Here is a 22,565-nt window from a genome sequence, read left to right as displayed (position 1 = left end):
ATACGAACGCCTCTCTGACCAGTAGTCTTGGGCAATTGATCTTTAGTGCTTGCAATCGTAGGCATGATCTCTGATTTAAGTAGTCCATTTCCCAAACGCTAAAAACACCCCAGTACGCGTCTTACCTCGCTTGTAGCTCGTTCTTATAGTCGTGCGCCTCAGTCACTTGGAGGTGCACGCATGCAGGGACCTTACGCATTTATCAATGAGCGACCGCGGCCCTATCCACTGCTCAAACTCAGCCTTTCGCTGAATCCCCATACACAAACCAAATTCGACACCCTCAACCAGCACATCCGCAACACCGTTGTTTTGCCTGGGCAATTGGTGATCATCGGGGATAGCCGAACCGCCTCTTGCACCGCTGAAGAGGCATGGCTGATGCGCTCGGCGCAGAATATAAAACTTGCCCTGTTGGCGCACTCAGCAACTGATCAATTCCTGATCAAAAACTATGATCAGTTACAAACCATCTTGTCCTATACCTCCCTCGGCATCGGGAGCGCCAGCACTGCCTGGAGCAAGCACTTGGCGCAAGTCGAGAAGACCCTTATGGACATCGACGATTTGCACAAGCAGTACTTGAGGAGGGGAACCTCGGGGGCTAGGGACGCGTTTCTGGTTAAGCGCAGAGCGCTGTTTGCGAGGCTGGATAGCCAAGTCTCCGGTATGGCGCGCTTGGGTACGGGGTTGAAAAACGAAGGGTCGATTAAAAAAATGCTCGGCATTTCCAGTAGGAGCTACTGGCACCATGGAGAGATTCGAGGGTATGAGGAACGGGTCAGGCGTGTAGCCAAAGCTTCGCAGATTTTGAAGAAGGGAACTTACATTGGTATAGCGCTGGACGTTGGTGCCACAGCGCTGGAGATAACGGAGGCGTGTTCCACTGGGCGTGAGCAAGAGTGTACGCAGGCGAAGTATGTTGAGGGAGGCAAATTGGTGCTAGGCGTTGGGGGGGCATCGCTGGGTGGAAGTATGGGGGCCTCTGTGGGAATAGGCGCCTGCATGATTGTTTTTGGCATACCTACAGCAGGCGCCGGAGCTTTGGCATGTGCCATCGTTGGCGGAGCAGCAGGCGGATTGGCCTTGGGCAAGTTAGGAAGCGAGGGTGGGGAAATTGCGGGTAAATTTCTCTATAAAACTGTGAGCGATTAAATGTACCTAGAATTTATGATGTTGTGCTCATGTGCCCTCATGTTACTCAGCATCCCGCTGACATTTTTTGTCATGTTCAAAAAGCTCGATGCAGCAGAACGTTATGTGGAACACAGTGACTATGTAATCGTCCATAGGCGGATTTTCCGTAATGCTCCATTTGAAGGCCGGCAGGTACGCGTATTTGCCATGGCTATCATTATTCTTATCCCCAAAGTACTTCAATGGAGGCGTTTGGTACGGGTTGAAGACGTTGAAAAAATCCCACGACATCTCAAGTGCTGGATGGTCATACCAACACTCGTTGCCGTCATATCCATTACGGGGATGACTATCAGTTGGATTCTTATAAAAACCTAATCTGCATGAAATACGGGCGACTCGCTGTCGCCCTCAATGCCTATGCCGATGATGCACATCCGGAAAATGCGCATGGCTATGCCTCATCGCGCTATGCACATGCACATGACTATGCGGCTCCGCCGGATCCCATTCAAAGTGATGCTCATGCTGATGGTGTTCATCATGCACATGTCGGTGCCCGTGCTCCGTCGCCTCATGCAGATGTTCATGGGCATGCCGCTCCGTCAGGTGCAGCCAAACCCCCACGGCCATCAGCGCCGACGCAATCCAGAACGCGACGGTCACCGACTCCCCGAACGCCAGCAGGGCCACCACGGCGCCCAGGAACGGCGCCGTGGAGAAGTAGGCACCGGTGCGCGCACTGCCCAGCCCACGCAGCGCCAGCACAAACATGACCAGGCTGATGCCATACCCCAGAAACCCCACCAACAAGATAGGCGCCAACTGCGCCATAGCCGGTATCTGCGCGCCTAGATAAAGCGCCAGGCTGCAATTCACCAACCCGGCAATCAGCCCTTTGGCCCCCGCGATAAACAACGCGTCCGACGCTGAAACCTTGCGCGTCAGGTTGTTATCAATCCCCCAGCATAAGCATGCCACGGCCACTGCAAACGGGCCGGTCCAGTCGTGGGTGGCGCCGCCGCCGTCGGACCATGACAACACTAAACCGCCCATGACTATCGCGATCATCCCGAGGATTAGGCGGCGGTCTGCGTTTTCTCTAAACACCACCCAGGCGATAACGGCGGTCAACACCGATTCAAGGTTAAGCATCAGCGAGGCGGTTGCGCCGGCGGTGCGGGTCAGGCCGAACATCAAGGCCACGGGCCCGAGGATGCCGCCAAAGGTGATGGCACCGATCAGCCAGGGCCATTCGGATGGGGTCAGGCCGGTGGGTTTCCAGCCGCGATCGCGGATAAGGCGCACGCCGGCGAGACCGATGCCGCTGCCCAGATAGAGCAGGCCGGCGAGCAGTACGGGCGAGAGACCCAGGCCGAAACTTTTGGCGAGCGGGATGCTGGCGCCGAACAGGGCGGCGGCCGCGAGGGCATACAGAATACTAAGGTTCATGGGCCGTCCTCGAGTGTTCAGCCCATGATACGTCGCTTGCTCAGGTTAAATCCCGTGGGATTTACTGCGCGGTTTTCAGCTTGATCACATCACCCGAAATCTTGGTGGTATAGCCACTCCAATACCCGCAATCCCAGAATGGAAAGTAATGGCAAAGGGCTCATAAACGCTGGTGGTGAATTCCAGGACTTGCTAAGGTCGCCGCCTTTCCAATACGCCATTCAGAGGGATCTAAATGCACCCGGTACTTCGCAAGACATTCGGCGGGCTTTCTGCCCAGTACTACATTCGCAATTTTCTGTTCGGGCTGATTTTCCCCGTACTGATCTACACCGCGCTGACCCATTCGAAGACCGGTGTGTTCACACTCGGCGCGTTGGCCTATTGCGTGGTCAACAGCGTGCTCTACCCCTACGCGCGTTTCGTTTACGAAAGCATCATGGATTACATTTTTGGCAACAACGTGTTCTTCGTGAACGCGATTCTGATGCTGACCGTCAAGGTGTTCACCATGGCGATCTGCTGGACCATGGCGGTTTTCATTGCGCCTATTGGGCTGGCTTATCTGTACTTCCACCACAGCCGTGCGGTGGATCAGGCCTGATTCGATGCCACACACTGCATAGACTGTGGCGAGGGAGCTTGCTCCCTCGCCACGGGTACATCGGTTACCCGTAACTGATGGGGTCAGATATGCAGCCAGGCCAAACTACCCAACACCACCGCCACACCCGCCGCCGCATACGACATCCGCTTCAACCATTCCCGCCGGGTCAACAACGTAATCGCCGCCAATGAAATTGCGATCTGGATCGCCGTCATCGCCTGGGCCCAGCGATGATGCTGGTGCAACGCCTGCTCCGACTTCTCATCCCATTCCTTCGACGTGGCTTCAAGTTTTTCGGCCTGCTTGCGCACGTCTTCCTTCTGGCTCTTGTAGCGCTCGATCTCATCCTTGTAATGCGCCGCGTCCACACCGGGAATATGGGTGGCCAGTTCCGCAAGATTCTGCCGGCTGGATTTGGCCTGGTAGTAATTCCACTGGTTGGCGGCTTCGGTCTTGATGATGGCGGCGTTGTTTTTGTCCATCGCCGCCTCGCTTTCGGTAGAGCCGGCCTGGTAGCTGAGCATCGCGCCGAGGGTGGCCATCAGGGCGGTCATCACGGCGATGCGGCTGGCGAAATTGTCGCCACGGCCGTGGGCATGTTCGGTGGTGTGTTCGATGTGTTTTTCGTGGGGGCTGGGGACTTCGAAGGCTTCGGACATGGGGGCGTCTGTGAAGGGACTGAGGGACTCTGATTCTTCACCAGTGAAGCTGTCTCAAGCCTGTCCGTAACGCCGGATCAACCGCCCATACACCAGAATGTTGATCGCCAGCACCAATGCGCCCAAGCCCAACTGGATCTGCGGGGTCAGCCCTGCGGGGTAGATCAGGGTCAGGAGGTAGTGCTCGATAAACCCGCCGCCATAGCCGTCTTGCCCGGCAAGATGGCGAAACAGGTTTTCCCATCGAGTGAGAGGGCAGGGCAGGTGGAACACTTCAACGGCAATCCCCCAGGCCACAGCGGGCAGGTGCAGCCAGAGGACAGGCCGCCACTTGAGGGCAAGCAGGCCTCCAAACAGCACAAACAGGATGAACGTGAGGTGAAACAGCACCAGGCTGTCGGCAGCTAGACGGTAGAGCATTACGCACACTTCAAAAGGGGAGGTCCATAGTCTAAAGGGTTGCTTGCGTGCAAGCGTGGCCGTTATTGTGCTGAATCCTTTTAGTCTCCCCCCAAGGTTCTGTTGCGATGAATGCACCGCGTACCGCAGTCGGTCCGATCAAGGCCGTGATTTTCGATATGGACGGGTTGTTGCTGGATACCGAAGGCATCTACACCGAAGTCACGCAGATCATCGCCGAACGCTACGGCCGTACCTATGACTGGGGTATCAAGCAGCACATCATCGGGCGCGGCGCCCAGGACCTGGCGGACTACGTCGTGAAGGCGCTGGATCTGCCGATTACACCGGCCGAGTTCCTGGAGATCCGTGAACCACTGATGAGCGAGCGCTTCCCCAAGGCCTTGGGCATGCCCGGCGCCGAAGCATTGGTGCGGCACTTGAAGGCGCACAATATTCCGATCGCCGTGGGTACCAGTTCGTCGCGCAATTCGTTTGGCCACAAGACCACGTTGCACCGTGAATGGTTTGGACTGTTCGGGACCATCGTCACCGCCGACGACCCGGAAGTCGGTGCTGCCAAACCTGCGCCGGACATCTTCCTCACCGCCGCCCGCCGCCTGGGCGTTGCACCCGAGGATTGCCTGGTGTTCGAAGACTCCCCGTTTGGGGTCACCGCCGCGAAAGCAGCCCACATGACCGCCATCGCCGTGCCGGATGAGGCCATGGCCGACAGCAAGTACCAGCACGCTGACCAGATCATCCGCAAGCTCGCGGATTTTGATTTGGCGGCTTACGGCCTGCCACCTTTTCCCTGAATAAAACACGCTCAAAAAGGTGGGAGGGGGCAAGCCCCCTCCCACCTTTGATTTTGCAGTGTTGCGGAAAGCCTAGGCGCTGAAGCCACCATCAATGGTCAGGCTTGCACCGGTGATGTAACCGGCTTCCGGCCCAGCCAGGTAAGCCACGAAGCTGGCAATCTCTTCCACGTGTCCATACCGACCCACGGCCATCAACCCGATCAGGCTCTCGGCAAAATCACTGTTCGCCGGGTTCATGTCGGTATCCACCGGCCCAGGCTGCACGTTATTGATGGTGATTCCGCGAGGCCCCAAATCCCGCGCCAACCCCTTGGTCAACCCGACCAGCGCTGCCTTGCTCATCGCATACGGGCCGCCGCCGCCAAACGGCATGCGTTCGGCGTTGGTGCTGCCGATGTTGATCACGCGGCCACCTTCACCCATGTGCTTGGCCGCTTCCTGGGTCGCGATAAACACACTGCGTACGTTGATCGCCAAGGTCTGGTCAAAGTCTTCCAGCTTGAAATCTTCCAGCGGGGCGATGGCCAGCACCCCTGCGTTGTTGACCAAGATATCGATGCGTCCAAAGGCTTCAACGGTGGCGTTGACCGCATTGCGAATCGCTGCCGCATCAGCGCTGTCGGCCTGAATCGCCAAGGCTTTGCCGCCTTCGCTGATCACGCTGTTCTGCAATGCGTCGGCCTTGGCGGCGGAGCTCACATAGGTAAAGGCAACCGCTGCGCCTTGTGCTGCGAGGCGCTTGACGATGGCGGCACCGATGCCGCGCGAACCGCCTTGAATCAAGGCGACTTTGCCGCTGAGGTTCTGTGTGGTCATGTCGATCTCCTAACTGTTCAAGGCGGGATGCCTTGCTGATGGAGCCGAGTATCGACCTGGGCAGTGCCTACCGGTAGACCGTGATTGCTATAGTCTGTGTAAACCAAAAGTTGAGAGTGGGTGACATGGAAAGCTTTGGCAGTATCGAATGCTTCGTGCGCAGCGCCGAAGGTGGCAGCTTTGCCGAGGCCGCCCGGCACCTGAGTCTCACACCGGCAGCCGTCGGCAAAAGTGTCGCCAAGCTGGAAGCGCGCCTGGGTGTGCGCCTGTTCCAGCGCAGCACCCGACGACTGGCCCTTACCGAAGCCGGCAAACTGTTTCTCGACGAAGTCAGCGGCAGCCTTACCACCATCCAGAACGCCGTCGCCAACCTGGCCAGCGCCGAAGGGCGGCCGGTGGGTACGCTCAAGGTCAGTATGGGCACGGTGTTCGGTAATCGGTATGTGGTGCCACTGTTGGGGGCGTTCATGCAGCGCTTTCCGGATATCAGCCCGGACTGGCATTTCGATAACCGCCAGGTCGACCTGATCGGCCAGGGCTTTGACGCGGCCATTGGCGGTGGCTTCGAGCTGCCTCAGGGCGTGGTGGCGCGTAAGTTGACGCCGGCGCATCGGGTGTTGGTTGCCTCAAAGGACTACCTGGCGCAGCGCGCGTCGGTACTGACCCCCGAAGATCTGGCACGGTGCGCGGGTATTCTGATTCGCTCTCCCCAAACCGGCCGCATACGTTCCTGGCAATTGACCAGTATCGAGCGTGAACACCGCCCGCTGGTGCTCAAACCGAGCATGACCATGAGCGACTCCGAAGCCGCCTGCTGTGCCAGCGCCCAGGGCCTGGGCATCGCGTTGGTGAGCATGCCCATGGCGGTGCCGTTCCTCGACAGTGGCGCGGTGGTGCGGGTGTTGCCCGACTGGTACGTCGACGACGGCAATATCTCCATTTATTACGCCGAACACAAACTGCTGCCCGGCAAGACCCGGGCGTTTGTGGATTTCATCATCGAGCAGTTTGCCGAAGCGAAGCTGGGCCAAAGGTTCAGCGCGATCTAAATGTGGGAGGGAGCCAGCCCCTTCCCACAGTTGACCTTCAGCGACCGAACTTGCCCGGCCAGCCAACCACTTTCTTTGCCCTTGGCGTCGCGTAAGTCCTGATCTTCGATGTCGACAACCCCAACCGCACCAGCGATTCGGCAATGGTCACCGCTGCGGTCACACCGTCCACCACCGGGACGCCAGTGCGCTGGCGAATGTGCTCGTCCAGCCCGGCCATGCCGCCGCAGCCCAGGCAGATCACCTCGGCCTTGTCTTCGCTGATGGCCAGTTCCGCCTGGCGCACGATGGCTTCCATCGCGGCCAGTGGGTCTTGTTCCAGCGCCAGCACGGCCATCCCACTGGCACGCACCGAGGCGCAGCGTTGGTACAGGCCGGCCAATCTCAAGCGGTCTTCGATCAGTGGCACCGTGCGGTCCAGGGTGGTCACCACCGAATAGGCGTGCCCCAGGAACATTGCCGTGCTGGCGGCCGCTTCGGTGATGTCGACCACCGGCACGTTCAACAACTCCTGCAGGCCTTCGCGGCCATGTTCACCGTAGCCGGCCTGGATCACCGCGTCGAACGGTTGGTCGTAAGCCATGACCCGGTCCATCACCGCAATGGCCGCCAGGTAGCTTTCAAAATTGCCCTCCACTGACTCCGCGCCGAAGTAAGGCGTGAGCCCGACAATCTCGGTGCCCGGCGCGGCCACCGCCCGTGCCTGCTGGGCGATGGTTTCAGTAATGGAGTCGGTGGTGTTGACGTTGACCACGAGGATGCGCATGTAAGGTCCTTGATTAATGACTGACGTTATCGACTGCAATGCTTTCGCCGCTGACATCGGCGTAGAACGGCTGGCGCTTGGCAATCAGCAAGTACAGCAGCCCTGCAATACCGGCGCCAAACATCCAGGAAAACGGTGAGACGCTGGCGAAACCGGGCAGCAGGGCCAGGAGAATGGCGATCACGGCTGCGGGAATGAACGCCGCCACCGCCCGCAGATTGACGCCACGGCTGTAGTAATAAACGCCGTTCGGGTCTTCGCTATACAGCTGCGGTACGTCGACCTGGCTTTTACGGATCAGCCAGTAATCGACCATGATCACCCCGTACAACGGCCCCAGCAGTGCGCCCAGGCCGGAGAGGAAATACACGATCACCAGCGGGCTGTTATAGAGATTCCACGGCAGGATCAGCACCGCCACGGTGGCGCTGATCAGCCCGGCACGCCGGAAGTTCAGGTACTTGGGCGCCAGGTTGCTCAGCACGAAGGCCGGCGCGACGAAGTTGGCCATGATGTTCACTGCCACGGTGACAATCAGGAAGGCCAGGCAGCCCAGCACAAGGAAGAACGTATTGGGGATGGCGGCGATGATTTCGGTGGGGCTTTCGATCACCCGGCCATTGAGTTGGAATTGGCCACCGCACAGCAACACGGTAATTGCGGCGAACACCAGGATATTCACCGGCAGGCCCCAGAAATTGCCGACTTTGATGGTCTTGCGGCACGGGGAGGAGCGCGCGAAGTCGCAGAAGTTGAGGATCAACGTGCCGTAGATCGCCAGCCACAGCGCGCCACCGGCGAAGATATTGCGCCACATCTCACCACCGGTCAGCGGCTCGCGGACCGACCAGGCAATATGGCCGCCGGCCTGGAAGTACATCCAGCCGGCCAGCGCGGCCACGGTCAGCAGGATCACCGGCCCGGCGAAGCCTTCGTAGCGGCGCACCATTTCCATGCCGTAGGCCAGGATCACCAATTGCACAAACCAGATCGCCACAAAACACACCCAGCCCAGGGTTGATAAGCCCAGGATCGAGTTGTGGTCGTAATCGGCGAAGCCCGGGTGAATGGCGCTCAGCAACACGCGCAACACCACCGAAGCCAGGTAGGTCTGGATACCGAACCAGGCGATCGCAATCACTGCGCGGATCAGCGCCGGTATCTGCGCGCCATGGATGCCGAAGCTGATACGGCTGATCACCGGAAACGGCACGCCGGTCTTCTGCCCCATGTAGCCCGACAGGTTCATGAAGAAGTACACCAGCGCCGCCCCGATCCCCAGTGACAGCAAGATCTGCCAGCCGCCCAGGCCCAACGCATACAAGCCGATGGCGAACGAGTAGTTGGCGATGTTGTGCACATCATTGGTCCACAGCGCGAAGATGCTGTAACGCCCCCATCGCCGGCCTTCGACCTTGGTCGGCGCCAGGTCCTTGTTGTGCAGGCGCGGGCTCAGTACCAACGGACCGGGAACCATGGCTTCGGGGTTCAGGGAAGAGGAGGGCAGATCCAGTGCGATAGTGTTTGAGAGGCTTGTACGCATTCCGGCAGGCTCCAGCACATCGGCAGCCGGGCCGCGGATGGCAAAGTGTATGTAGGTTTTGTATTTATTGTATACAAAGAGCATTTCACCTTAAGCCACATGCGTGCCAGTTTTCGATCTATGAAAACTGCGGGTCATTTCGTTTTTGCAGTCAGTGAAAATAACTTACTGAATTGAAAGCGATATAAATTGACCGTTTGAACAGCTATTTATTTTTCTGTCGAAAAGGAACATAGAAGAGCGCAAAAAATGCGTGGGGGAAGGTGTTACATAACGGTGCGGGTTTAGATGGATTGCACACATAAATGGCACCGATGGTTACATCTGTGTGTACATCTTTGGTGGCAAACACAAACAAGATGTGGGAGGGGGCTTGCCCCCGATAGCGGACTGCCAGTCACCAGATACATCGACTGATCCACCGCCATCGGGGGCAAGCCCCTTCCCACATTTTCTTGCCGCGCCAGTGCTTACGCCTTGCTGATGATATTCCCCGCGTGCAGCCCGCATTCCTTCTGCGTGGCTTCCTCCCACCACCAGCGGCCTTCACGCTCATGCTGGTTCGGCAACACCGGACGGGTGCAGGGCTCACAGCCGATGCTGATAAAACCGCGCTCATGCAGGCTGTTGTACGGCAACTCCAACATGCGGATGTAACCCCAGACTTCCTCACTGGTCATCTGCGCCAGTGGGTTGAATTTGTACAGGGTACGTTCCGGCGTGGAAAAGGCCGTGTCGATTTCAAGTGCTGCCACCTGGCTGCGGGTGCCGGGGCTCTGATCGCGACGCTGGCCAGTGGCCCAGGCATTCACGCCTGCGAGTTTACGGCGCAGCGGCTCGATCTTGCGCACGCCGCAGCATTCGCCATGGCCGTCCTTGTAGAAGCTGAACAGGCCTTTCTCTTTGACAAAGGGTTCCAGCTTGCTCTGGTCCGGCGAAATCAGCTCGATGTCGATCTTGTAGAAGTCGCGCACCTGCTCGATAAACCGGTAGGTTTCCGGGTGCAGGCGGCCGGTGTCGAGGCTGAACACCTTGACGTTCTTGTTCAGCTTCCAGGCCATGTCGACCAGCACCACGTCCTCGGCGCCGCTGAAGGAAATCCACAGGTCATCACCGAACTGGCTGAACGCCAGCTTGAGAATGTCCTGGGCGGATTTGTTGGCGTAAGTCGCGGCGAGTTCAGCGACGTCGAAGGTTTGGTTCATCAGGACGGTTCCTACAGGTCAGTGGCGCTGAGCGCTCTATAGGGAAGCGATGGTATCAAAATACGCTCTGCGTTGCGGCGACGAGCTTGAATCGCTAGAGTTCGGCAGTCCTTTTGCTCGCTCAATCAACAACATCAAAATGGAGTGTCTTGTGGAAATTGCCTGTCTCGACCTGGAAGGGGTGCTGGTTCCGGAAATCTGGATCGCCTTCGCCGAAAAAACCGGTATTGAATCCCTGCGGGCTACCACCCGGGACATTCCCGACTACGACGTATTGATGAAGCAACGCCTGCGCATCCTCGATGAACACGGCCTCAAGCTCGCCGACATCCAGGAAGTGATCGCCACCCTCAAGCCGCTGGACGGCGCCATTGAGTTCGTCAACTGGCTGCGCGAGCGCTTCCAGGTGGTGATCCTGTCAGACACCTTCTACGAATTCTCCCAGCCGCTGATGCGCCAGCTGGGCTTCCCGACCTTGCTCTGCCACCGCCTCATCACCGACGAAAACGACCGCGTGGTGAGCTACCAGTTGCGCCAGAAAGACCCCAAGCGTCAATCGGTACTGGCCTTCAAGACGTTGTACTACCGCGTGATCGCCGCCGGCGACTCCTACAACGACACCACCATGCTGGGCGAAGCCGATCGGGGGATCCTGTTCCATGCACCGGAGAATGTGATTCGTGAATTCCCGCAGTTTCCGGCGGTGCATACGTTTGAGGCGTTGAAGAAAGAATTTATCAAGGCGTCGAACCGGCCGTTGAGCTTGTAGGTTATTCGGCGTTGCTGATGGCCTCTTCGCGAGCAAGCACGCTCCCACATTCGACCGCATTCCAAGGGATGTACGCGTAACAATGTGGGCTTGCTCGCGAAGGGGCCAGTACAGCCCGCGTATATTTCCCCGTTAAACCCCTGCAAGCAACCGCTCATAAGGAATGCTCAAGCCTTCATGCAGGCGCTTGATCATCGACAGGCTCAGCTTGCGTTTATGGTTCAACACCTCCGACACCCGCCCACTGGTGCCGATAAAGGGCTCCAGATCGCGGGCGGTCATACCCAGTTGTTCCATCCTGAACTTGATGGCCTCCACTGGATCCGAAGGTGGCATCGGAAAATGCTCTGCCTCGTACTTCTCAATGAGCACTGCAAGAACTTCCAGCTCGTCCCCTTCGGGTGAGCCCATTTCCGCTCCCCAGAGCTGCTCCACCCGTGCGAGCGCAGCGGTCAGGTCTTCCTGGGAATGTATAGGTTTGATGTTCATCACACGGTCTCCGCGTTGATCTGATCGTACTGCGCGTGAGTCCCTACGAAACGTACGAACCCAAGCTGTCGCTGATAGTCGATCGCCATGATTACTCGATACTTGTTGCCGCCGACGTTGAATACAACCCTGCCACTTTTAAGGATGCTTGCCGTTCTAAGTTCCGCTTTGAGCGCTTGTGGTGTTGGGTAAGTCGCTTTTTCCATATGGCGGTACAGCTCGACCAGCGGTGTTTTGGCGTCGGAATAGGCTGAGTGGCTTTCCCAAAACAGTCTTAGGGTAGAGAGAGCGATTATTCGCATCGCTGCAACCTCCCAATTTGGGAGATGATAGATGCGGTTTGGGTGAGATGCAATCTCGGAAATAATTTCTGACAGGTAAGCAGTCGTTTCATGTGATCCCTCACAGACGGCCATTGGGCGTTCGGGCTGGACGCTATCTTCCAGCTCAAACGCCGTCCATAGACGTTCTGATTCAGGTTCTTTCCAGTCGAGCGGCTCTGCACCCGAGAGCCAGGAGGGGCGTGGCTAAGGCAGGTTTTCCAACGTGTGTAACAACACCCGTACCTTCGTCAGAGACTCTTGATACTCCGACTCCCACTGCGAATCCGCCACAATCCCACCGCCGCCCCAGCAGCACACCTGCCCATCCTTGACCAGCAAGCTGCGGATGGCGATGGAACTGTCCATTTCGCCGCGCACGTCCAGGTACAGCAGCGAGCCGCAGTACAAGCCGCGCCGGGTTGGCTCCAGTTCGTCGATGATCTGCATCGCGCGAATCTTCGGCGCGCCGGTGATGGAGCCGCCGGGAAAGCTGCCGGCGATCAGGTCGAGGGCGTCTTTGTCGTCGGCCAGTGTGCCGATGACGCTGCTGACCAAGTGATGCACATTGGGGTAGCTCTCCAGGCTGAACAGCTCCGGCACGCTCACAGAGCCGGTGCGGCAGGTGCGGCCGAGATCGTTGCGCAGCAGGTCGACGATCATCAGGTTTTCGGCGCGGTCCTTGGGGCTGGCCAGCAGTTCGGCGGCGTTGGCGGCGTCTTTTTCGGGCGTCTCACCCCGTGGGCGAGTGCCTTTGATCGGGCGGGTTTCGACTTGGCGTTCGGTGATGCGCACGAAACGCTCCGGCGACAGGCTCAGCACCGCGCCGTCGTCCGGCAGGCTCTGGAACCCGGAGAACGGCGTCGGGCAGGCTTCGCGCAGGGCGCAATAAGCCACCCACGGATCGCCGCTGCACGGCGCTCGAAAACGCTGGGCGAAGTTGACCTGATAGCAATCGCCGGCCTGAATGTAGTCCTGGATACGCACGATGGCTTGCCGGTAAGCCTCGGCGGTGAGGTCCGGCGCCATGCTGCCCTGAAGTGTGAAGGTGGCCGAGGTGTGAACAACATCCTGGCTGAACAAGGCGATCAAGCGGTGTCGCTCGCTATCGGCCAGCGCGGGATGAAAGACCAACTGGCTGGTCTGCGCCTGGTGATCACTGATCAATGCCCAGGCATACAGCCCGAAGCGCGCATCCGGCAGGTGCAGATCGTCTGCGGCTAGGTGCGGCATTTGTTCCAGGTGGCGGCCGAAATCGTAGCTCAGGTAACCGATCAGGCCGCCGGCAAACGGCAGCGTATAACCGGTCGGCAAGTCCGCTTTCCCCAACTGGGTGAGGTTTTCCCGCAAGCGTTGCAGGAAATCACTACCGCTTTCGTCAGGCGATACCGTCAACGTCGCCTGCGGCCAGGCGCTCAGCAGGTCATACCGCCCGCGTTCGGCCGCGGGTCGGCCACTGTCCAATAGCACGGCACCAGGCGCATGGCGAATCGCCGCAAAAAACTCGGCGGGGTTGGCCCGGTAGGGGAGTGAGTGTACGGAGCAGGTCGACATGCGAGGCGAATCAGCTATGAGCATAGAGGGGCGGGGATTGTACCGCATTCCACTGTAGGCGCCGGCTTGCCGGCGATGCGGTCTTCAGCCTTCCACAGGCGGAATATGCCCAAACATTTCCTGCACGAACTTCACGCGTTCCTCCGGCGTTTCTGTCACGCCGGCGGCTTTCAGTTCTTCCAACCGCGCTTCCACCGCATGGGTGCGCAGGGTCAAACCACAGTCATTGGCAATCTGGATATTCAATCCTGGCCGTGCATTCAGCTCCAGGATCAGGGGGCCTTTCTCCTGGTCCAGCACCATGTCCACACCGATATAACCCAGCCCGCACAGTTCATAGCAACCGGCCGCGAGCTTCATGAAACCGTCCCAGTTGGGCAGTTGCACGCCATCCACCGCGTTGGTGGTGTCGGGGTGTTTGGTGATGATGTTGTTCAGCCAGGTTCCGCGCAGGGTCAGGCCGGTGGCGAGGTCGACACCCACGCCTATCGCCCCTTGGTGCAGGTTGGCCTTGCCGCCCGACTGGCGGGTCGGCAAGCGCAGCATGGCCATCACCGGGTAGCCCATCAGCACGATGATGCGGATGTCCGGCACGCCTTCATAGCTGATGCTCTTGAAGATCTGGTCAGGCACCACGCGGTATTCGATCAGCGCACGATCACGGTGGCCGCCCAGTGAATAGAGGCCGGTGAGGATGCTGGAGATCTGATGCTCGATCTCTTCATGGCTGATGATCTTGCCGGACACTGTGCGATAGCGCCCTTCAAAGCGGTCCGCCACCACCAGGATGCCGTCACCGCCGGCACCCTGGGCCGGTTTGATCACAAAGTCGCTGCGCCCGCCGATAATCTCGTCGAGCTTGTCGATTTCCTTCTCGGTGGAGATCACGCCGTACATTTCCGGCACGTGGATGCCCGCCGCGAGCGCGCGCTCCTTGGTGATGATCTTGTCATCCACAATCGGGTACAGGCTGCGCTTGTTGTACTTAAGCACGTAGTCGGCGTTACGCCGATTGATGCCCATGATCCCCCGCGCCTCGAGGGCCTTCCAGGTCTTCCAGAACCCGAACATTACTGGTCAGCCTTGAGAAAAGCCTTGAACCGCACCAACTCGGTCAGGCGGTAGCCGCGATAACGACCCATGGCCAGCATGAAACCCACCAGGATCAGCAGGATCGCCGGGAAGGTGAACACAAAGTAGATCAGCTCCGGCACGCTCATGATCAGGTGCGCCAGGGAGGCGGCGAACAGCGTACCAATCGCCACTTTCAGCGCATGGTTCGCGCCGCGCTCTTCCCAGGTGATCGACAGGCGTTCGATGGTCATGGTCAGGATCACCATCGGGAACAGCGCCACCGACAACCCGCGTTCCAGCCCCAATTTATGGCTGAACAGGCTGATGGCTGCGATCAGTACCACCACGAAGGTCAACACCACGGACAACCGCGGCAGCATCTGCAATTTCAAGTGTTCCAGGTACGACCTGAGCGACAGCCCCAGTGCCGTGATAATCGTGAACAGCACAATCCCGAAGCCCAACTGCGTCTCGCGGAACGCCAGGGCGATCAGCACCGGGGTGAAAGTGCCCAGGGTCTGCAGGCCGATCAGGTTGCGCAGGATCAGGATCACCAGCACGCCAATCGGGATCATCACCATGATCATGAACGTCTGCTGGGTCTGCAGCGGCAGGCCGTAGAGCGAGTATTCGAGGAAGTTGGCGTCAGTGTTCTCGTCGGTCAGCTTGGCCAGGCGAATCGCGTTCATCTCGCTGTTGTTCAGGCTGAAGGTCACCATGGCCTTCTTGCCGCCGTCGACGGTGATCAGGTTTTCATCACCGGTCCACCACAGCAGGCGGTCGGCGGGCAGGCCTTGTTCGCCGGTTTCAGGGTTGAAGTACAACCAGTCATTGCCGTTGAAGCTGCGCAGCCACAGTTCCGGGGTTTGCGGCTGGTCGGCCACCAAGCGGATGGTATGCACCTTTTCCACCGGCACGTGGGCAATAGAGAGCAGCAACTCGACAATCTTGGCCTTGTGCGGGATAGACGGATCGCCCGCCAGCAGCAGCTTCACATTGTCGTCGTTGAGGTTATTGGTGCGCTTGATGGCTTCGGTAATAAAGGTCTCGACGTCGGCCGAGTGCTGGCGGATCGGCGCCAGCAAGGCTTCGGCGGCGATTTTCTCCGGACCTTCCACGGCGATGCTATCGCGGAACGTGGGGCCCTTGACCTTGACCTTTTCGCCGCTGTAACGCTTGGTCAGCACCAGCCGGTAATACAGGGTCTGGTTGCCCTTGGCGCGGCGTGCCGACCAGGTGACCTTGCGGTTGCCGTCGGTGCGGTTGACGCTCACCCCGTAGTTGTTCGAGATAAAACTTTCGTTGAGGCTGACGAAGTCGCGGCTCAAGGGCGGCACGAACATCTGGATTTTCACCGGGTCTTTCGGGTTGGCGACGAACTCGACCTTGGCGTCGATGTTCCACAAGTCGTCGGTGGCGTCCTCGGTGACGGGGATCCCCAACACGAAGATCTGATAGGCGGTGACCGAAATACCCAGCACCACCAGGATGGCGATCAGGATTTTCAGGTGCAGGGTCAGAGAGCGCATTCGGTTTACTCGGCGGTATGAGCGTCGGCGGCACAGGCGGGCTTGCCTGCTGCATATTTAAGACTGGGGTCGACCAGCGCATCAAAGCGTTTCAACGCTTCGGAGCCGATCAGCAGCGGATATTGGAAGGCGCTGCGGTCAGTCAAGTTCACTTCGATGCTGCGTAAAGCGGTGCCCATGCAGATATCCAGAGCGATCACCGGACGGGCGGTGTAGTTCTTGTCCTCATCGGGGTCGTAGTCACCGGCGCGGCGCTTGATCTTGCTGACGCGGGCCAGGGGGCGCTCGATGGGATGGGAATGGGCGGTGTCGATGGCCAGGTAGAAGCGCACCCAGGACTCGCCGTTGCGCTTGAAGCGCTTGATATCACGGGCACTGAGGGAAGCGGTCTTGGCGCCGGTGTCCAGTTTGGCGGCGACTTCCAGGTCGATGCCGGCCAATTGGGCGTATTCGTTGAGTCCATACACAGTTTTCTCGGCGGCAGCGCCAAGGCCTGGAATGAACAGTAGGCAAAACAGGGGGAAGGGCTTGAGTCTCATAAATCCTGAGGCGGTGCAGTGCGATGTTTGATTCAAGGCGACTGGCATTACTGCGCAAGCTCCCTCGTGCGCCGTTTCATCTAGTGATGTCAGGCAAATGCGGCGGGCATTCTAACATGATGCTTTTTTGGCGCCAGCGCTGGCAGGCGGCCATGCCCCAGGAGCGTGCACTCAGGGTTATTAGACGATTGTCGACAATGTTGATTTATTCTTTGACTAATGGGTGCTGATTGGCTAGTTTTTGCCACATTGCTTTTAAAGGTGTCGACAATATGCTGGATCAGCTGGAAACCCCAATGGTGGTGCAAGACGATTCCCAGACCATGTCCGAGAACGTCTTCCGGCGTATCCAGGCCGCCATCGTCAAAGGCGAGATCGCCCCCGGCAGCAAAATTTCCGAGCCGGAGCTGGCGCGCACCTACGGCATCAGCCGTGGCCCGCTGCGCGAGGCGATCCACCGCCTGGAAGGCCAGCGCCTGCTGGTGCGCGTGCCTCACGTCGGCGCGCGGGTGGTGTCGCTGAGCCACGCTGAACTGATCGAACTCTATGAAATCCGCGAATCCCTCGAAGGCATGGCCTGCCGCCTGGCGGCCGAGCGCATGACCGACACGGAGATTGAAGAGCTGCGCCAGGTGCTGCACACCCATGAACGCGATGCCGCGTTCCAGGCCGGTGTCGGCTACTACCAGCAGGAAGGCGACTTCGATTTTCATTACCGGATCATTCAAGGCGCCGGCAACCGCACCCTCACGCAAATGCTCTGCGGCGAGCTGTACCAATTGGTGCGCATGTACCGCATCCAGTTTTCCGCTACCCCCAATCGTCCACGCCAGGCCTTTGCCGAGCACCACCGCATTCTTGACGCGATTGCCGATCGCGACGGTGAACTGGCCGAACTGTTGATGCGCCGGCATATCGGCGCTTCCAAACGCAACATTGCCCGTCACTTCCCGGACGGTGCTGCCCAATCACGAGGTGAGTCATGAGTTCCAACAATAAGAGCACTCCAGGCCAGCGTTTCCGTGACGCCGTTGCCAGTGAACAGCCGTTGCAAGTCGTTGGCGCGATCAATGCCAACCACGCCCTGCTGGCCAAGCGCGCCGGGTTCAAGGCGATCTACCTGTCGGGTGGCGGGGTGGCGGCCGGCTCCCTCGGTGTACCGGACCTGGGCATCACCGGCCTGGACGACGTACTCACTGACGTACGCCGCATCACCGACGTATGCGACCTGCCGCTGCTGGTAGACGTGGACACCGGTTTCGGCTCCTCGGCCTTCAACGTGGCGCGTACGGTCAAGTCGATGATCAAGTTTGGCGCCGCCGCGATCCACATCGAAGACCAGGTCGGCGCCAAGCGCTGCGGTCATCGTCCGAACAAAGAAATCGTGTCCCAGCAGGAAATGGTCGACCGCATCAAGGCCGCTGTGGATGCGCGCACCGATGACAGCTTTGTGATCATGGCCCGTACCGATGCCCTGGCCGTCGAGGGGTTGGAGTCGGCCCTGGAACGCGCCGCCGCCTGCATCGAAGCCGGCGCCGACATGGTGTTCCCGGAGGCCATCACTGAACTGGAGATGTACAAGCTGTTCGCCGCCCGTGTGAAAGCGCCGATCCTGGCCAACATCACCGAGTTCGGCGCCACGCCGCTGTACACCACCGAACAGTTGAAATCTGCCGATGTTTCCATCGTGCTGTACCCGCTTTCGGCCTTCCGCGCCATGAACAAGGCCGCCGAAAACGTCTACACCGCGATCCGTCGTGACGGCACCCAGCAGAACGTGATCGACACCATGCAAACCCGTATGGAGCTTTACGATCGCATCGACTACCACACCTTCGAGCAGAAGCTTGACGCGTTGTTTGCCGCGAAAAAGTGACGAACACGCCTCCCTGAATAAAGACAAAATTGGAGAAAAACCATGGCTGAAGCAAAAGTACTGAGTGGCGCCGGCCTGCGTGGCCAGGTCGCCGGGCAGACCGCACTGTCCACCGTGGGCCAGACCGGTGCCGGCCTGACCTACCGCGGCTACGACGTGCGCGAACTGGCCGCCGATGCGCAATTTGAAGAAGTCGCCTACCTGCTGCTGTACGGCGAACTGCCGACCCAGGCCGAGCTGGCGGCCTACAGCGCCAAGCTGAGCAAGCTGCGCGACCTGCCGCAGGCGTTGAAAGAAGTGCTGGAGCTCATCCCCGCCGACGCCCACCCAATGGACGTGATGCGCACCGGTTGCTCGTTCCTGGGCAATATCGAGCCGGAAAAAGACTTCAGCGTGCAGCGCGACGTCACCGACCGCCTGCTCGCCGCCTTCCCGGCGATCATGTGCTACTGGTACCGCTTCAGCCACGACGGCAAGCGCATCGACTGCGTGACCGACGAGCCGACCATCGGCGGCCACTTCCTGCACCTGCTGCATGGCAAGCCGCCGAGCGAACTGCACGTCAAGGTGATGAACGTGTCGCTGATCCTCTACGCGGAGCACGAATTCAACGCCTCGACCTTCACCGCCCGGGTGTGTGCGTCGACCCTGTCCGACCTGTATTCCTGCGTCACTGCCGCCATCGGTTCCCTGCGCGGCCCGCTGCACGGCGGCGCCAACGAAGCAGCGATGGAAATGATCGAGCGTTTCTCGTCGGCTGAAGAAGCCGTCGAAGGCACCCTCGGCATGCTGGCGCGCAAGGACAAGATCATGGGCTTCGGTCACGCGATCTACAAAGACAACGACCCACGTAATGAAGTGATCAAGGGTTGGTCGAAAAAGCTCGCCGACGAAGTGGGCGACACGGTGTTGTTCCCGGTGTCCGAAGCCATCGACAAAACCATGTGGGAGCAGAAGAAGCTGTTTCCCAACGCCGACTTCTACCATGCCTCGGCGTACCACTTCATGGGCATCCCGACCAAGTTGTTCACGCCGATCTTCGTGTGCTCGCGCCTGACGGGCTGGGCGGCGCATGTGTTCGAGCAGCGCGCCAACAACCGCATCATCCGTCCAAGCGCCGAGTACACCGGCGTTGAGCAGCGCAAGTTCGTGCCAATCGAACGTCGCTGAAGGCTGGCTCTTCCGGAATTGGAATGGGGTCAAATGTGGGAGGGGGCTTGCCCCCGATAGCGGTGTATCAGTAACAGATGGGTTGATTGACACACTGCCATCGGGGGCAAGCCCCCTCCCACACTTGAACTGCATTTCAACGCTGGATCAATCGGCTCCTTTTGCAACCACCGTGACCGAGTCCTGACGATGAACACTGAATTTCGCAAACCGCTTCCCGGCAGCCGCCTGGATTACTTCGACGCCCGCGCGGCTGTCGAGGCAATCACCCCCGGCGCCTATGCCACGTTGCCCTACACCTCCCGCGTGCTCGCCGAAAACCTCGTACGCCGCTGCGACCCGGCCACCCTCAATGCTTCCCTGAGCCAACTGATCGACCGCAAACGCGACCTCGACTTCCCGTGGTTCCCGGCACGCGTAGTCTGCCACGACATCCTCGGCCAGACCGCGCTGGTGGACCTCGCGGGCCTGCGCGATGCCATCTCCCTGCAAGGCGGCGACCCGGCGCAGGTCAACCCGGTGGTGCCGACTCAACTGATCGTCGACCACTCCCTGGCCGTCGAAGCCGGTGGTTTTGACCCGGATGCGTTCGAGAAGAACCGCGCCATCGAAGACCGTCGCAACGAAGACCGTTTTCACTTCATCGAGTGGACTAAAAAGGCCTTCAAGAACGTCGATGTCATCCCGCCCGGCAACGGCATCATGCACCAGATCAACCTGGAGAAAATGTCCCCGGTGATCCAGGTGCGCGACGGCGTGGCCTTCCCGGATACCTGCGTCGGCACCGACAGCCATACCCCGCATGTAGACGCCTTGGGCGTGATCGCCATCGGCGTCGGCGGCCTCGAAGCCGAAAGCGTGATGCTTGGCCGCGCCTCGTGGATGCGCCTGCCGGAAAGCGTCGGCGTAGAGCTCACCGGTAAATTGTTGCCGGGCATCACCGCCACCGACATGGTGCTGGCGCTGACCGAGTTTTTGCGTCAGCAGAAAGTGGTGGGTGCCTGGCTGGAGTTCTTCGGTGAAGGGGCCTCAAACCTCACCCTCGGCGACCGCGCGACCATCTCCAACATGGCCCCGGAATACGGCGCCACTGCGGCGATGTTCTACATCGACCAGCAGACCATCGCCTACCTGAAACTCACCGGTCGCGAGGACGAACAAGTCACCCTGGTGGAGCAATATGCTCGCCACACCGGCTTGTGGGCCGATGACCTCAAGGGCGCGCAATACGAGCGTGGCCTCACCTTCGACCTGTCCAGCGTCGTGCGCAACATGGCTGGCCCGAGCAACCCGCACGCCCGCGTGGCGACCAGCGACCTGGCATCCAAAGGCATTTCCGGCCAGTGGGATGACGTGCCAGGGCAAATGCCCGACGGTGCGGTGATCATCGCGGCCATCACCAGCTGCACCAACACCAGCAACCCGCGCAACGTGATCGCGGCAGGCCTGCTGGCGCGCAATGCCAACAAACTGGGGCTGACGCGCAAACCGTGGGTCAAGTCGTCCCTGGCACCCGGCTCGAAAACCGTGGCCATGTACCTGGAAGAGGCGGGGCTGGGCCTTGAGCTGGAGAAGCTCGGTTTCGGCGTGGTGGCCTTCGCCTGCACCACCTGCAACGGCATGTCCGGTGCACTGGACCCGGTGATCCAGCAGGAAATCATCGACCGCGACCTGTACGCCACGGCCGTGTTGTCCGGCAACCGCAACTTCGACGGACGGATTCATCCGTACGCCAAGCAAGCTTTCCTCGCGTCGCCGCCGCTGGTGGTGGCGTATGCGATTGCCGGCACCATCCGTTTCGATATCGAGAAAGACGTGCTCGGCCTCGACGCCAACGGTAAGGAAATCCGCCTGCAAGACATCTGGCCGAGCGACGAAGAGATCGACGCAGTGGTCAAGGCTTCGGTGAAGCCTGAGCAATTCCGCGCGGTGTACATTCCGATGTTCGCGATTCACGAAGACACCGGCCCGAAAGTCGCGCCGCTGTACGAATGGCGCCCACAAAGCACCTACATCCGCCGCCCACCCTACTGGGAAGGCGCGCTGGCCGGGGCACGCCCGCTCAAGGGCATGCGCCCGCTGGCGGTGCTGCCGGACAACATCACCACCGACCACTTGTCGCCGTCCAACGCGATCATGCTCGACAGCGCCGCCGGCGAATACCTGGCGAAAATGGGCCTGCCTGAAGTGGACTTCAACTCTTACGCAACGCATCGCGGCGACCATTTGACCGCGCAGCGCGCGACCTTCGCCAACCCAAAATTGTTCAACGAAATGGTGGTTGAAAACGGCAAGGTCAAGCAGGGTTCCCTGGCGCGTATCGAGCCCGAAGGCCAGGTCACGCGGATGTGGGAAGCCATCGAAACCTACATGGAACGCAAGCAGCCCCTGATCATCATCGCCGGCGCCGACTACGGCCAGGGCTCGTCCCGCGACTGGGCAGCCAAGGGCGTGCGCCTGGCCGGTGTGGAGGCAATTGCTGCCGAAGGTTTCGAGCGCATTCACCGCACCAACCTGGTGGGCATGGGCGTATTGCCGCTGGAATTCCTGCCCGGCACCGACCGCCACACGCTGAAGATCGACGGCAGTGAGACCTACGATGTGGTTGGCGAGCGCACCCCGCGTGCGCGGTTGACCCTGGTGATCAACCGCAAGAATGGCGAGCGTGTCGAAGTGCCGGTGACCTGCCGCCTGGACACCGCCGAAGAAGTGTCGATCTACGAAGCGGGCGGCGTGTTGCAACGTTTTGCCCAGGACTTCCTGGAATCGGCGGCGACGGCCTGAGGGGTAA

23 protein-coding genes are annotated in these 22,565 nt (G+C 59.7%); 10 read left to right on the top strand and 13 right to left on the bottom strand.

Annotated features, from left to right (window positions below; translation table 11 throughout):
• The first annotated feature begins 180 nt into the window (after window positions 1-180).
• Both QCBJ_RS28595 and QCBJ_RS28590 read left to right on the top strand, forming a co-directional pair.
• Window positions 181-1,155 carry a hypothetical protein gene (locus QCBJ_RS28595; protein ID WP_046035668.1) on the top strand — a complete coding sequence of 325 codons (975 nt, stop codon included), beginning with the start codon at window positions 181-183 and terminating at the stop codon, window positions 1,153-1,155.
• A gap of 39 nt (window positions 1,156-1,194) precedes the next feature.
• Window positions 1,195-1,515 carry a hypothetical protein gene (locus QCBJ_RS28590; RefSeq protein ID WP_224795877.1) on the top strand — a complete coding sequence of 107 codons (321 nt, stop codon included), beginning with the start codon at window positions 1,195-1,197 and terminating at the stop codon, window positions 1,513-1,515.
• 33 nt (window positions 1,516-1,548) lie between these two features.
• On the opposite strand, the gene QCBJ_RS28585 is transcribed toward QCBJ_RS28590, so the two are convergent.
• Complete coding sequence (locus tag QCBJ_RS28585) at window positions 1,549-2,589, bottom strand: DMT family transporter (RefSeq protein ID WP_102062063.1); 1,041 nt, start codon at window positions 2,587-2,589, stop codon at window positions 1,549-1,551.
• Window positions 2,590-2,824: 235 nt separating this feature from the next.
• On the opposite strand from QCBJ_RS28585, the gene QCBJ_RS28580 reads away from it, so the two are divergent.
• Window positions 2,825-3,193: a hypothetical protein gene (locus QCBJ_RS28580; RefSeq protein ID WP_015885378.1), complete on the top strand. Its 369-nt coding sequence runs from the start codon at window positions 2,825-2,827 to the stop codon at window positions 3,191-3,193.
• An 83-nt stretch (window positions 3,194-3,276) separates the two neighbouring features.
• Here the strand turns inward: QCBJ_RS28580 and QCBJ_RS28575 are convergent, their stop codons facing one another.
• Together QCBJ_RS28575 and QCBJ_RS28570 are read right to left on the bottom strand one after the other, a co-directional pair.
• On the bottom strand, window positions 3,277-3,855 hold the full coding sequence (locus QCBJ_RS28575) for a DUF4337 domain-containing protein (RefSeq protein ID WP_015885377.1): 579 nt from the start codon (window positions 3,853-3,855) through the stop codon (window positions 3,277-3,279).
• Between the two features lie 54 nt (window positions 3,856-3,909).
• Window positions 3,910-4,275 carry a DUF2784 domain-containing protein gene (locus QCBJ_RS28570; protein WP_064052632.1) on the bottom strand — a complete coding sequence of 122 codons (366 nt, stop codon included), beginning with the start codon at window positions 4,273-4,275 and terminating at the stop codon, window positions 3,910-3,912.
• A 107-nt stretch (window positions 4,276-4,382) separates the two neighbouring features.
• Here QCBJ_RS28570 and QCBJ_RS28565 point away from each other — a divergent pair, with 107 nt between their 5' ends.
• Window positions 4,383-5,072 carry an HAD-IA family hydrolase gene (locus tag QCBJ_RS28565; protein WP_015885375.1) on the top strand — a complete coding sequence of 230 codons (690 nt, stop codon included), beginning with the start codon at window positions 4,383-4,385 and terminating at the stop codon, window positions 5,070-5,072.
• Between the two features lie 72 nt (window positions 5,073-5,144).
• Here QCBJ_RS28565 and QCBJ_RS28560 read toward each other — a convergent pair whose 3' ends face one another.
• On the bottom strand, window positions 5,145-5,891 hold the full coding sequence (locus QCBJ_RS28560) for a 3-oxoacyl-ACP reductase family protein (RefSeq protein WP_015885374.1): 747 nt from the start codon (window positions 5,889-5,891) through the stop codon (window positions 5,145-5,147).
• Window positions 5,892-6,016: 125 nt separating this feature from the next.
• On the opposite strand from QCBJ_RS28560, the gene QCBJ_RS28555 reads away from it, so the two are divergent.
• Window positions 6,017-6,940 (top strand): LysR family transcriptional regulator, encoded by a 924-nt coding sequence (locus tag QCBJ_RS28555; protein ID WP_102062062.1) that lies wholly within the window; start codon window positions 6,017-6,019, stop codon window positions 6,938-6,940.
• A gap of 37 nt (window positions 6,941-6,977) precedes the next feature.
• On the opposite strand, the gene QCBJ_RS28550 is transcribed toward QCBJ_RS28555, so the two are convergent.
• The 3 genes from QCBJ_RS28550 to QCBJ_RS28540 form a co-directional block, all read right to left on the bottom strand.
• Entirely contained in the window at window positions 6,978-7,706 is a 729-nt protein-coding gene (locus tag QCBJ_RS28550; RefSeq protein WP_102062061.1) for an aspartate/glutamate racemase family protein, read from the bottom strand.
• A gap of 13 nt (window positions 7,707-7,719) precedes the next feature.
• Window positions 7,720-9,249 (bottom strand): NCS1 family nucleobase:cation symporter-1, encoded by a 1,530-nt coding sequence (locus tag QCBJ_RS28545; RefSeq protein WP_064052850.1) that lies wholly within the window; start codon window positions 9,247-9,249, stop codon window positions 7,720-7,722.
• Between the two features lie 470 nt (window positions 9,250-9,719).
• Complete coding sequence (locus QCBJ_RS28540; protein ID WP_015885370.1) at window positions 9,720-10,454, bottom strand: phosphoadenylyl-sulfate reductase; 735 nt, start codon at window positions 10,452-10,454, stop codon at window positions 9,720-9,722.
• A gap of 151 nt (window positions 10,455-10,605) precedes the next feature.
• On the opposite strand from QCBJ_RS28540, the gene thrH reads away from it, so the two are divergent.
• Window positions 10,606-11,223, top strand: coding sequence for a bifunctional phosphoserine phosphatase/homoserine phosphotransferase ThrH (gene thrH / locus QCBJ_RS28535; RefSeq protein ID WP_015885369.1), 618 nt, complete (start codon window positions 10,606-10,608; stop codon window positions 11,221-11,223).
• A gap of 132 nt (window positions 11,224-11,355) precedes the next feature.
• Here thrH and QCBJ_RS28530 read toward each other — a convergent pair whose 3' ends face one another.
• From QCBJ_RS28530 to QCBJ_RS28505, 6 genes are all read right to left on the bottom strand, one after another.
• Window positions 11,356-11,712 carry a type II toxin-antitoxin system HigA family antitoxin gene (locus tag QCBJ_RS28530; protein WP_043205753.1) on the bottom strand — a complete coding sequence of 119 codons (357 nt, stop codon included), beginning with the start codon at window positions 11,710-11,712 and terminating at the stop codon, window positions 11,356-11,358.
• Window positions 11,712-12,014 carry a type II toxin-antitoxin system HigB family toxin gene (locus QCBJ_RS28525; protein WP_064052635.1) on the bottom strand — a complete coding sequence of 101 codons (303 nt, stop codon included), beginning with the start codon at window positions 12,012-12,014 and terminating at the stop codon, window positions 11,712-11,714. Before QCBJ_RS28525 ends, QCBJ_RS28530 begins: the two co-directional genes overlap by 1 nt.
• Before the next feature lie 225 nt (window positions 12,015-12,239).
• Window positions 12,240-13,586 (bottom strand): aminodeoxychorismate synthase component I, encoded by a 1,347-nt coding sequence (pabB, locus tag QCBJ_RS28520; protein WP_102062060.1) that lies wholly within the window; start codon window positions 13,584-13,586, stop codon window positions 12,240-12,242.
• 84 nt (window positions 13,587-13,670) lie between these two features.
• Window positions 13,671-14,657 carry an alpha-L-glutamate ligase-like protein gene (locus tag QCBJ_RS28515; protein ID WP_003193326.1) on the bottom strand — a complete coding sequence of 329 codons (987 nt, stop codon included), beginning with the start codon at window positions 14,655-14,657 and terminating at the stop codon, window positions 13,671-13,673.
• Complete coding sequence (locus QCBJ_RS28510; protein WP_015885365.1) at window positions 14,657-16,189, bottom strand: inactive transglutaminase family protein; 1,533 nt, start codon at window positions 16,187-16,189, stop codon at window positions 14,657-14,659. The genes QCBJ_RS28515 and QCBJ_RS28510 overlap by 1 nt, the downstream gene beginning before the upstream one ends.
• 5 nt (window positions 16,190-16,194) lie before the next feature.
• The gene (locus tag QCBJ_RS28505) at window positions 16,195-16,728 is read right to left on the bottom strand and encodes an ATP-dependent zinc protease (RefSeq protein WP_015885364.1); all 534 of its coding nucleotides are present in this window, start codon (window positions 16,726-16,728) and stop codon (window positions 16,195-16,197) included.
• A gap of 272 nt (window positions 16,729-17,000) precedes the next feature.
• Here QCBJ_RS28505 and QCBJ_RS28500 point away from each other — a divergent pair, with 272 nt between their 5' ends.
• The 4 genes from QCBJ_RS28500 (at window position 17,001) to acnD (ending at window position 22,558) form a co-directional block, all read left to right on the top strand.
• On the top strand, window positions 17,001-17,714 hold the full coding sequence (locus tag QCBJ_RS28500; protein ID WP_102062059.1) for a GntR family transcriptional regulator: 714 nt from the start codon (window positions 17,001-17,003) through the stop codon (window positions 17,712-17,714).
• On the top strand, window positions 17,711-18,604 hold the full coding sequence (gene prpB, locus QCBJ_RS28495; RefSeq protein ID WP_015885362.1) for a methylisocitrate lyase: 894 nt from the start codon (window positions 17,711-17,713) through the stop codon (window positions 18,602-18,604). Before QCBJ_RS28500 ends, prpB begins: the two co-directional genes overlap by 4 nt.
• 42 nt (window positions 18,605-18,646) lie before the next feature.
• Window positions 18,647-19,774 (top strand): 2-methylcitrate synthase, encoded by a 1,128-nt coding sequence (prpC, locus tag QCBJ_RS28490; RefSeq protein ID WP_102062058.1) that lies wholly within the window; start codon window positions 18,647-18,649, stop codon window positions 19,772-19,774.
• Window positions 19,775-19,963: 189 nt separating this feature from the next.
• Complete coding sequence (gene acnD / locus QCBJ_RS28485; protein ID WP_102062057.1) at window positions 19,964-22,558, top strand: Fe/S-dependent 2-methylisocitrate dehydratase AcnD; 2,595 nt, start codon at window positions 19,964-19,966, stop codon at window positions 22,556-22,558.
• Window positions 22,559-22,565: the final 7 nt, after the last annotated feature.

It is taken from the genome of Pseudomonas sp. QC2 (assembly GCF_002859085.1).
Classification (GTDB): domain Bacteria; phylum Pseudomonadota; class Gammaproteobacteria; order Pseudomonadales; family Pseudomonadaceae; genus Aquipseudomonas; species Aquipseudomonas petroselini.
Note: the sequence above shows the minus strand (reverse complement) of the source record. Positions and strands in the feature narration are given on the sequence as shown.

Coding starts and splice junctions, on each gene's coding strand:
- QCBJ_RS28595 (WP_046035668.1), top strand. CDS start 181: ATGCAGGGACCTTACGCATTTATCAATGAGCGACCGCGGCCCTATCCA.
- QCBJ_RS28590 (WP_224795877.1), top strand. CDS start 1,195: ATGTTACTCAGCATCCCGCTGACATTTTTTGTCATGTTCAAAAAGCTC.
- QCBJ_RS28585 (WP_102062063.1), bottom strand. CDS start 2,589: ATGAACCTTAGTATTCTGTATGCCCTCGCGGCCGCCGCCCTGTTCGGC.
- QCBJ_RS28580 (WP_015885378.1), top strand. CDS start 2,825: ATGCACCCGGTACTTCGCAAGACATTCGGCGGGCTTTCTGCCCAGTAC.
- QCBJ_RS28575 (WP_015885377.1), bottom strand. CDS start 3,855: ATGTCCGAAGCCTTCGAAGTCCCCAGCCCCCACGAAAAACACATCGAA.
- QCBJ_RS28570 (WP_064052632.1), bottom strand. CDS start 4,275: ATGCTCTACCGTCTAGCTGCCGACAGCCTGGTGCTGTTTCACCTCACG.
- QCBJ_RS28565 (WP_015885375.1), top strand. CDS start 4,383: ATGAATGCACCGCGTACCGCAGTCGGTCCGATCAAGGCCGTGATTTTC.
- QCBJ_RS28560 (WP_015885374.1), bottom strand. CDS start 5,891: ATGACCACACAGAACCTCAGCGGCAAAGTCGCCTTGATTCAAGGCGGT.
- QCBJ_RS28555 (WP_102062062.1), top strand. CDS start 6,017: ATGGAAAGCTTTGGCAGTATCGAATGCTTCGTGCGCAGCGCCGAAGGT.
- QCBJ_RS28550 (WP_102062061.1), bottom strand. CDS start 7,706: ATGCGCATCCTCGTGGTCAACGTCAACACCACCGACTCCATTACTGAA.
- QCBJ_RS28545 (WP_064052850.1), bottom strand. CDS start 9,249: ATGCGTACAAGCCTCTCAAACACTATCGCACTGGATCTGCCCTCCTCT.
- QCBJ_RS28540 (WP_015885370.1), bottom strand. CDS start 10,454: ATGAACCAAACCTTCGACGTCGCTGAACTCGCCGCGACTTACGCCAAC.
- QCBJ_RS28530 (WP_043205753.1), bottom strand. CDS start 11,712: ATGAACATCAAACCTATACATTCCCAGGAAGACCTGACCGCTGCGCTC.
- QCBJ_RS28525 (WP_064052635.1), bottom strand. CDS start 12,014: ATGCGAATAATCGCTCTCTCTACCCTAAGACTGTTTTGGGAAAGCCAC.
- pabB (WP_102062060.1), bottom strand. CDS start 13,586: ATGTCGACCTGCTCCGTACACTCACTCCCCTACCGGGCCAACCCCGCC.
- QCBJ_RS28515 (WP_003193326.1), bottom strand. CDS start 14,657: ATGTTCGGGTTCTGGAAGACCTGGAAGGCCCTCGAGGCGCGGGGGATC.
- QCBJ_RS28510 (WP_015885365.1), bottom strand. CDS start 16,189: ATGCGCTCTCTGACCCTGCACCTGAAAATCCTGATCGCCATCCTGGTG.
- QCBJ_RS28505 (WP_015885364.1), bottom strand. CDS start 16,728: ATGAGACTCAAGCCCTTCCCCCTGTTTTGCCTACTGTTCATTCCAGGC.
- QCBJ_RS28500 (WP_102062059.1), top strand. CDS start 17,001: ATGCTGGATCAGCTGGAAACCCCAATGGTGGTGCAAGACGATTCCCAG.
- prpB (WP_015885362.1), top strand. CDS start 17,711: ATGAGTTCCAACAATAAGAGCACTCCAGGCCAGCGTTTCCGTGACGCC.
- prpC (WP_102062058.1), top strand. CDS start 18,647: ATGGCTGAAGCAAAAGTACTGAGTGGCGCCGGCCTGCGTGGCCAGGTC.
- acnD (WP_102062057.1), top strand. CDS start 19,964: ATGAACACTGAATTTCGCAAACCGCTTCCCGGCAGCCGCCTGGATTAC.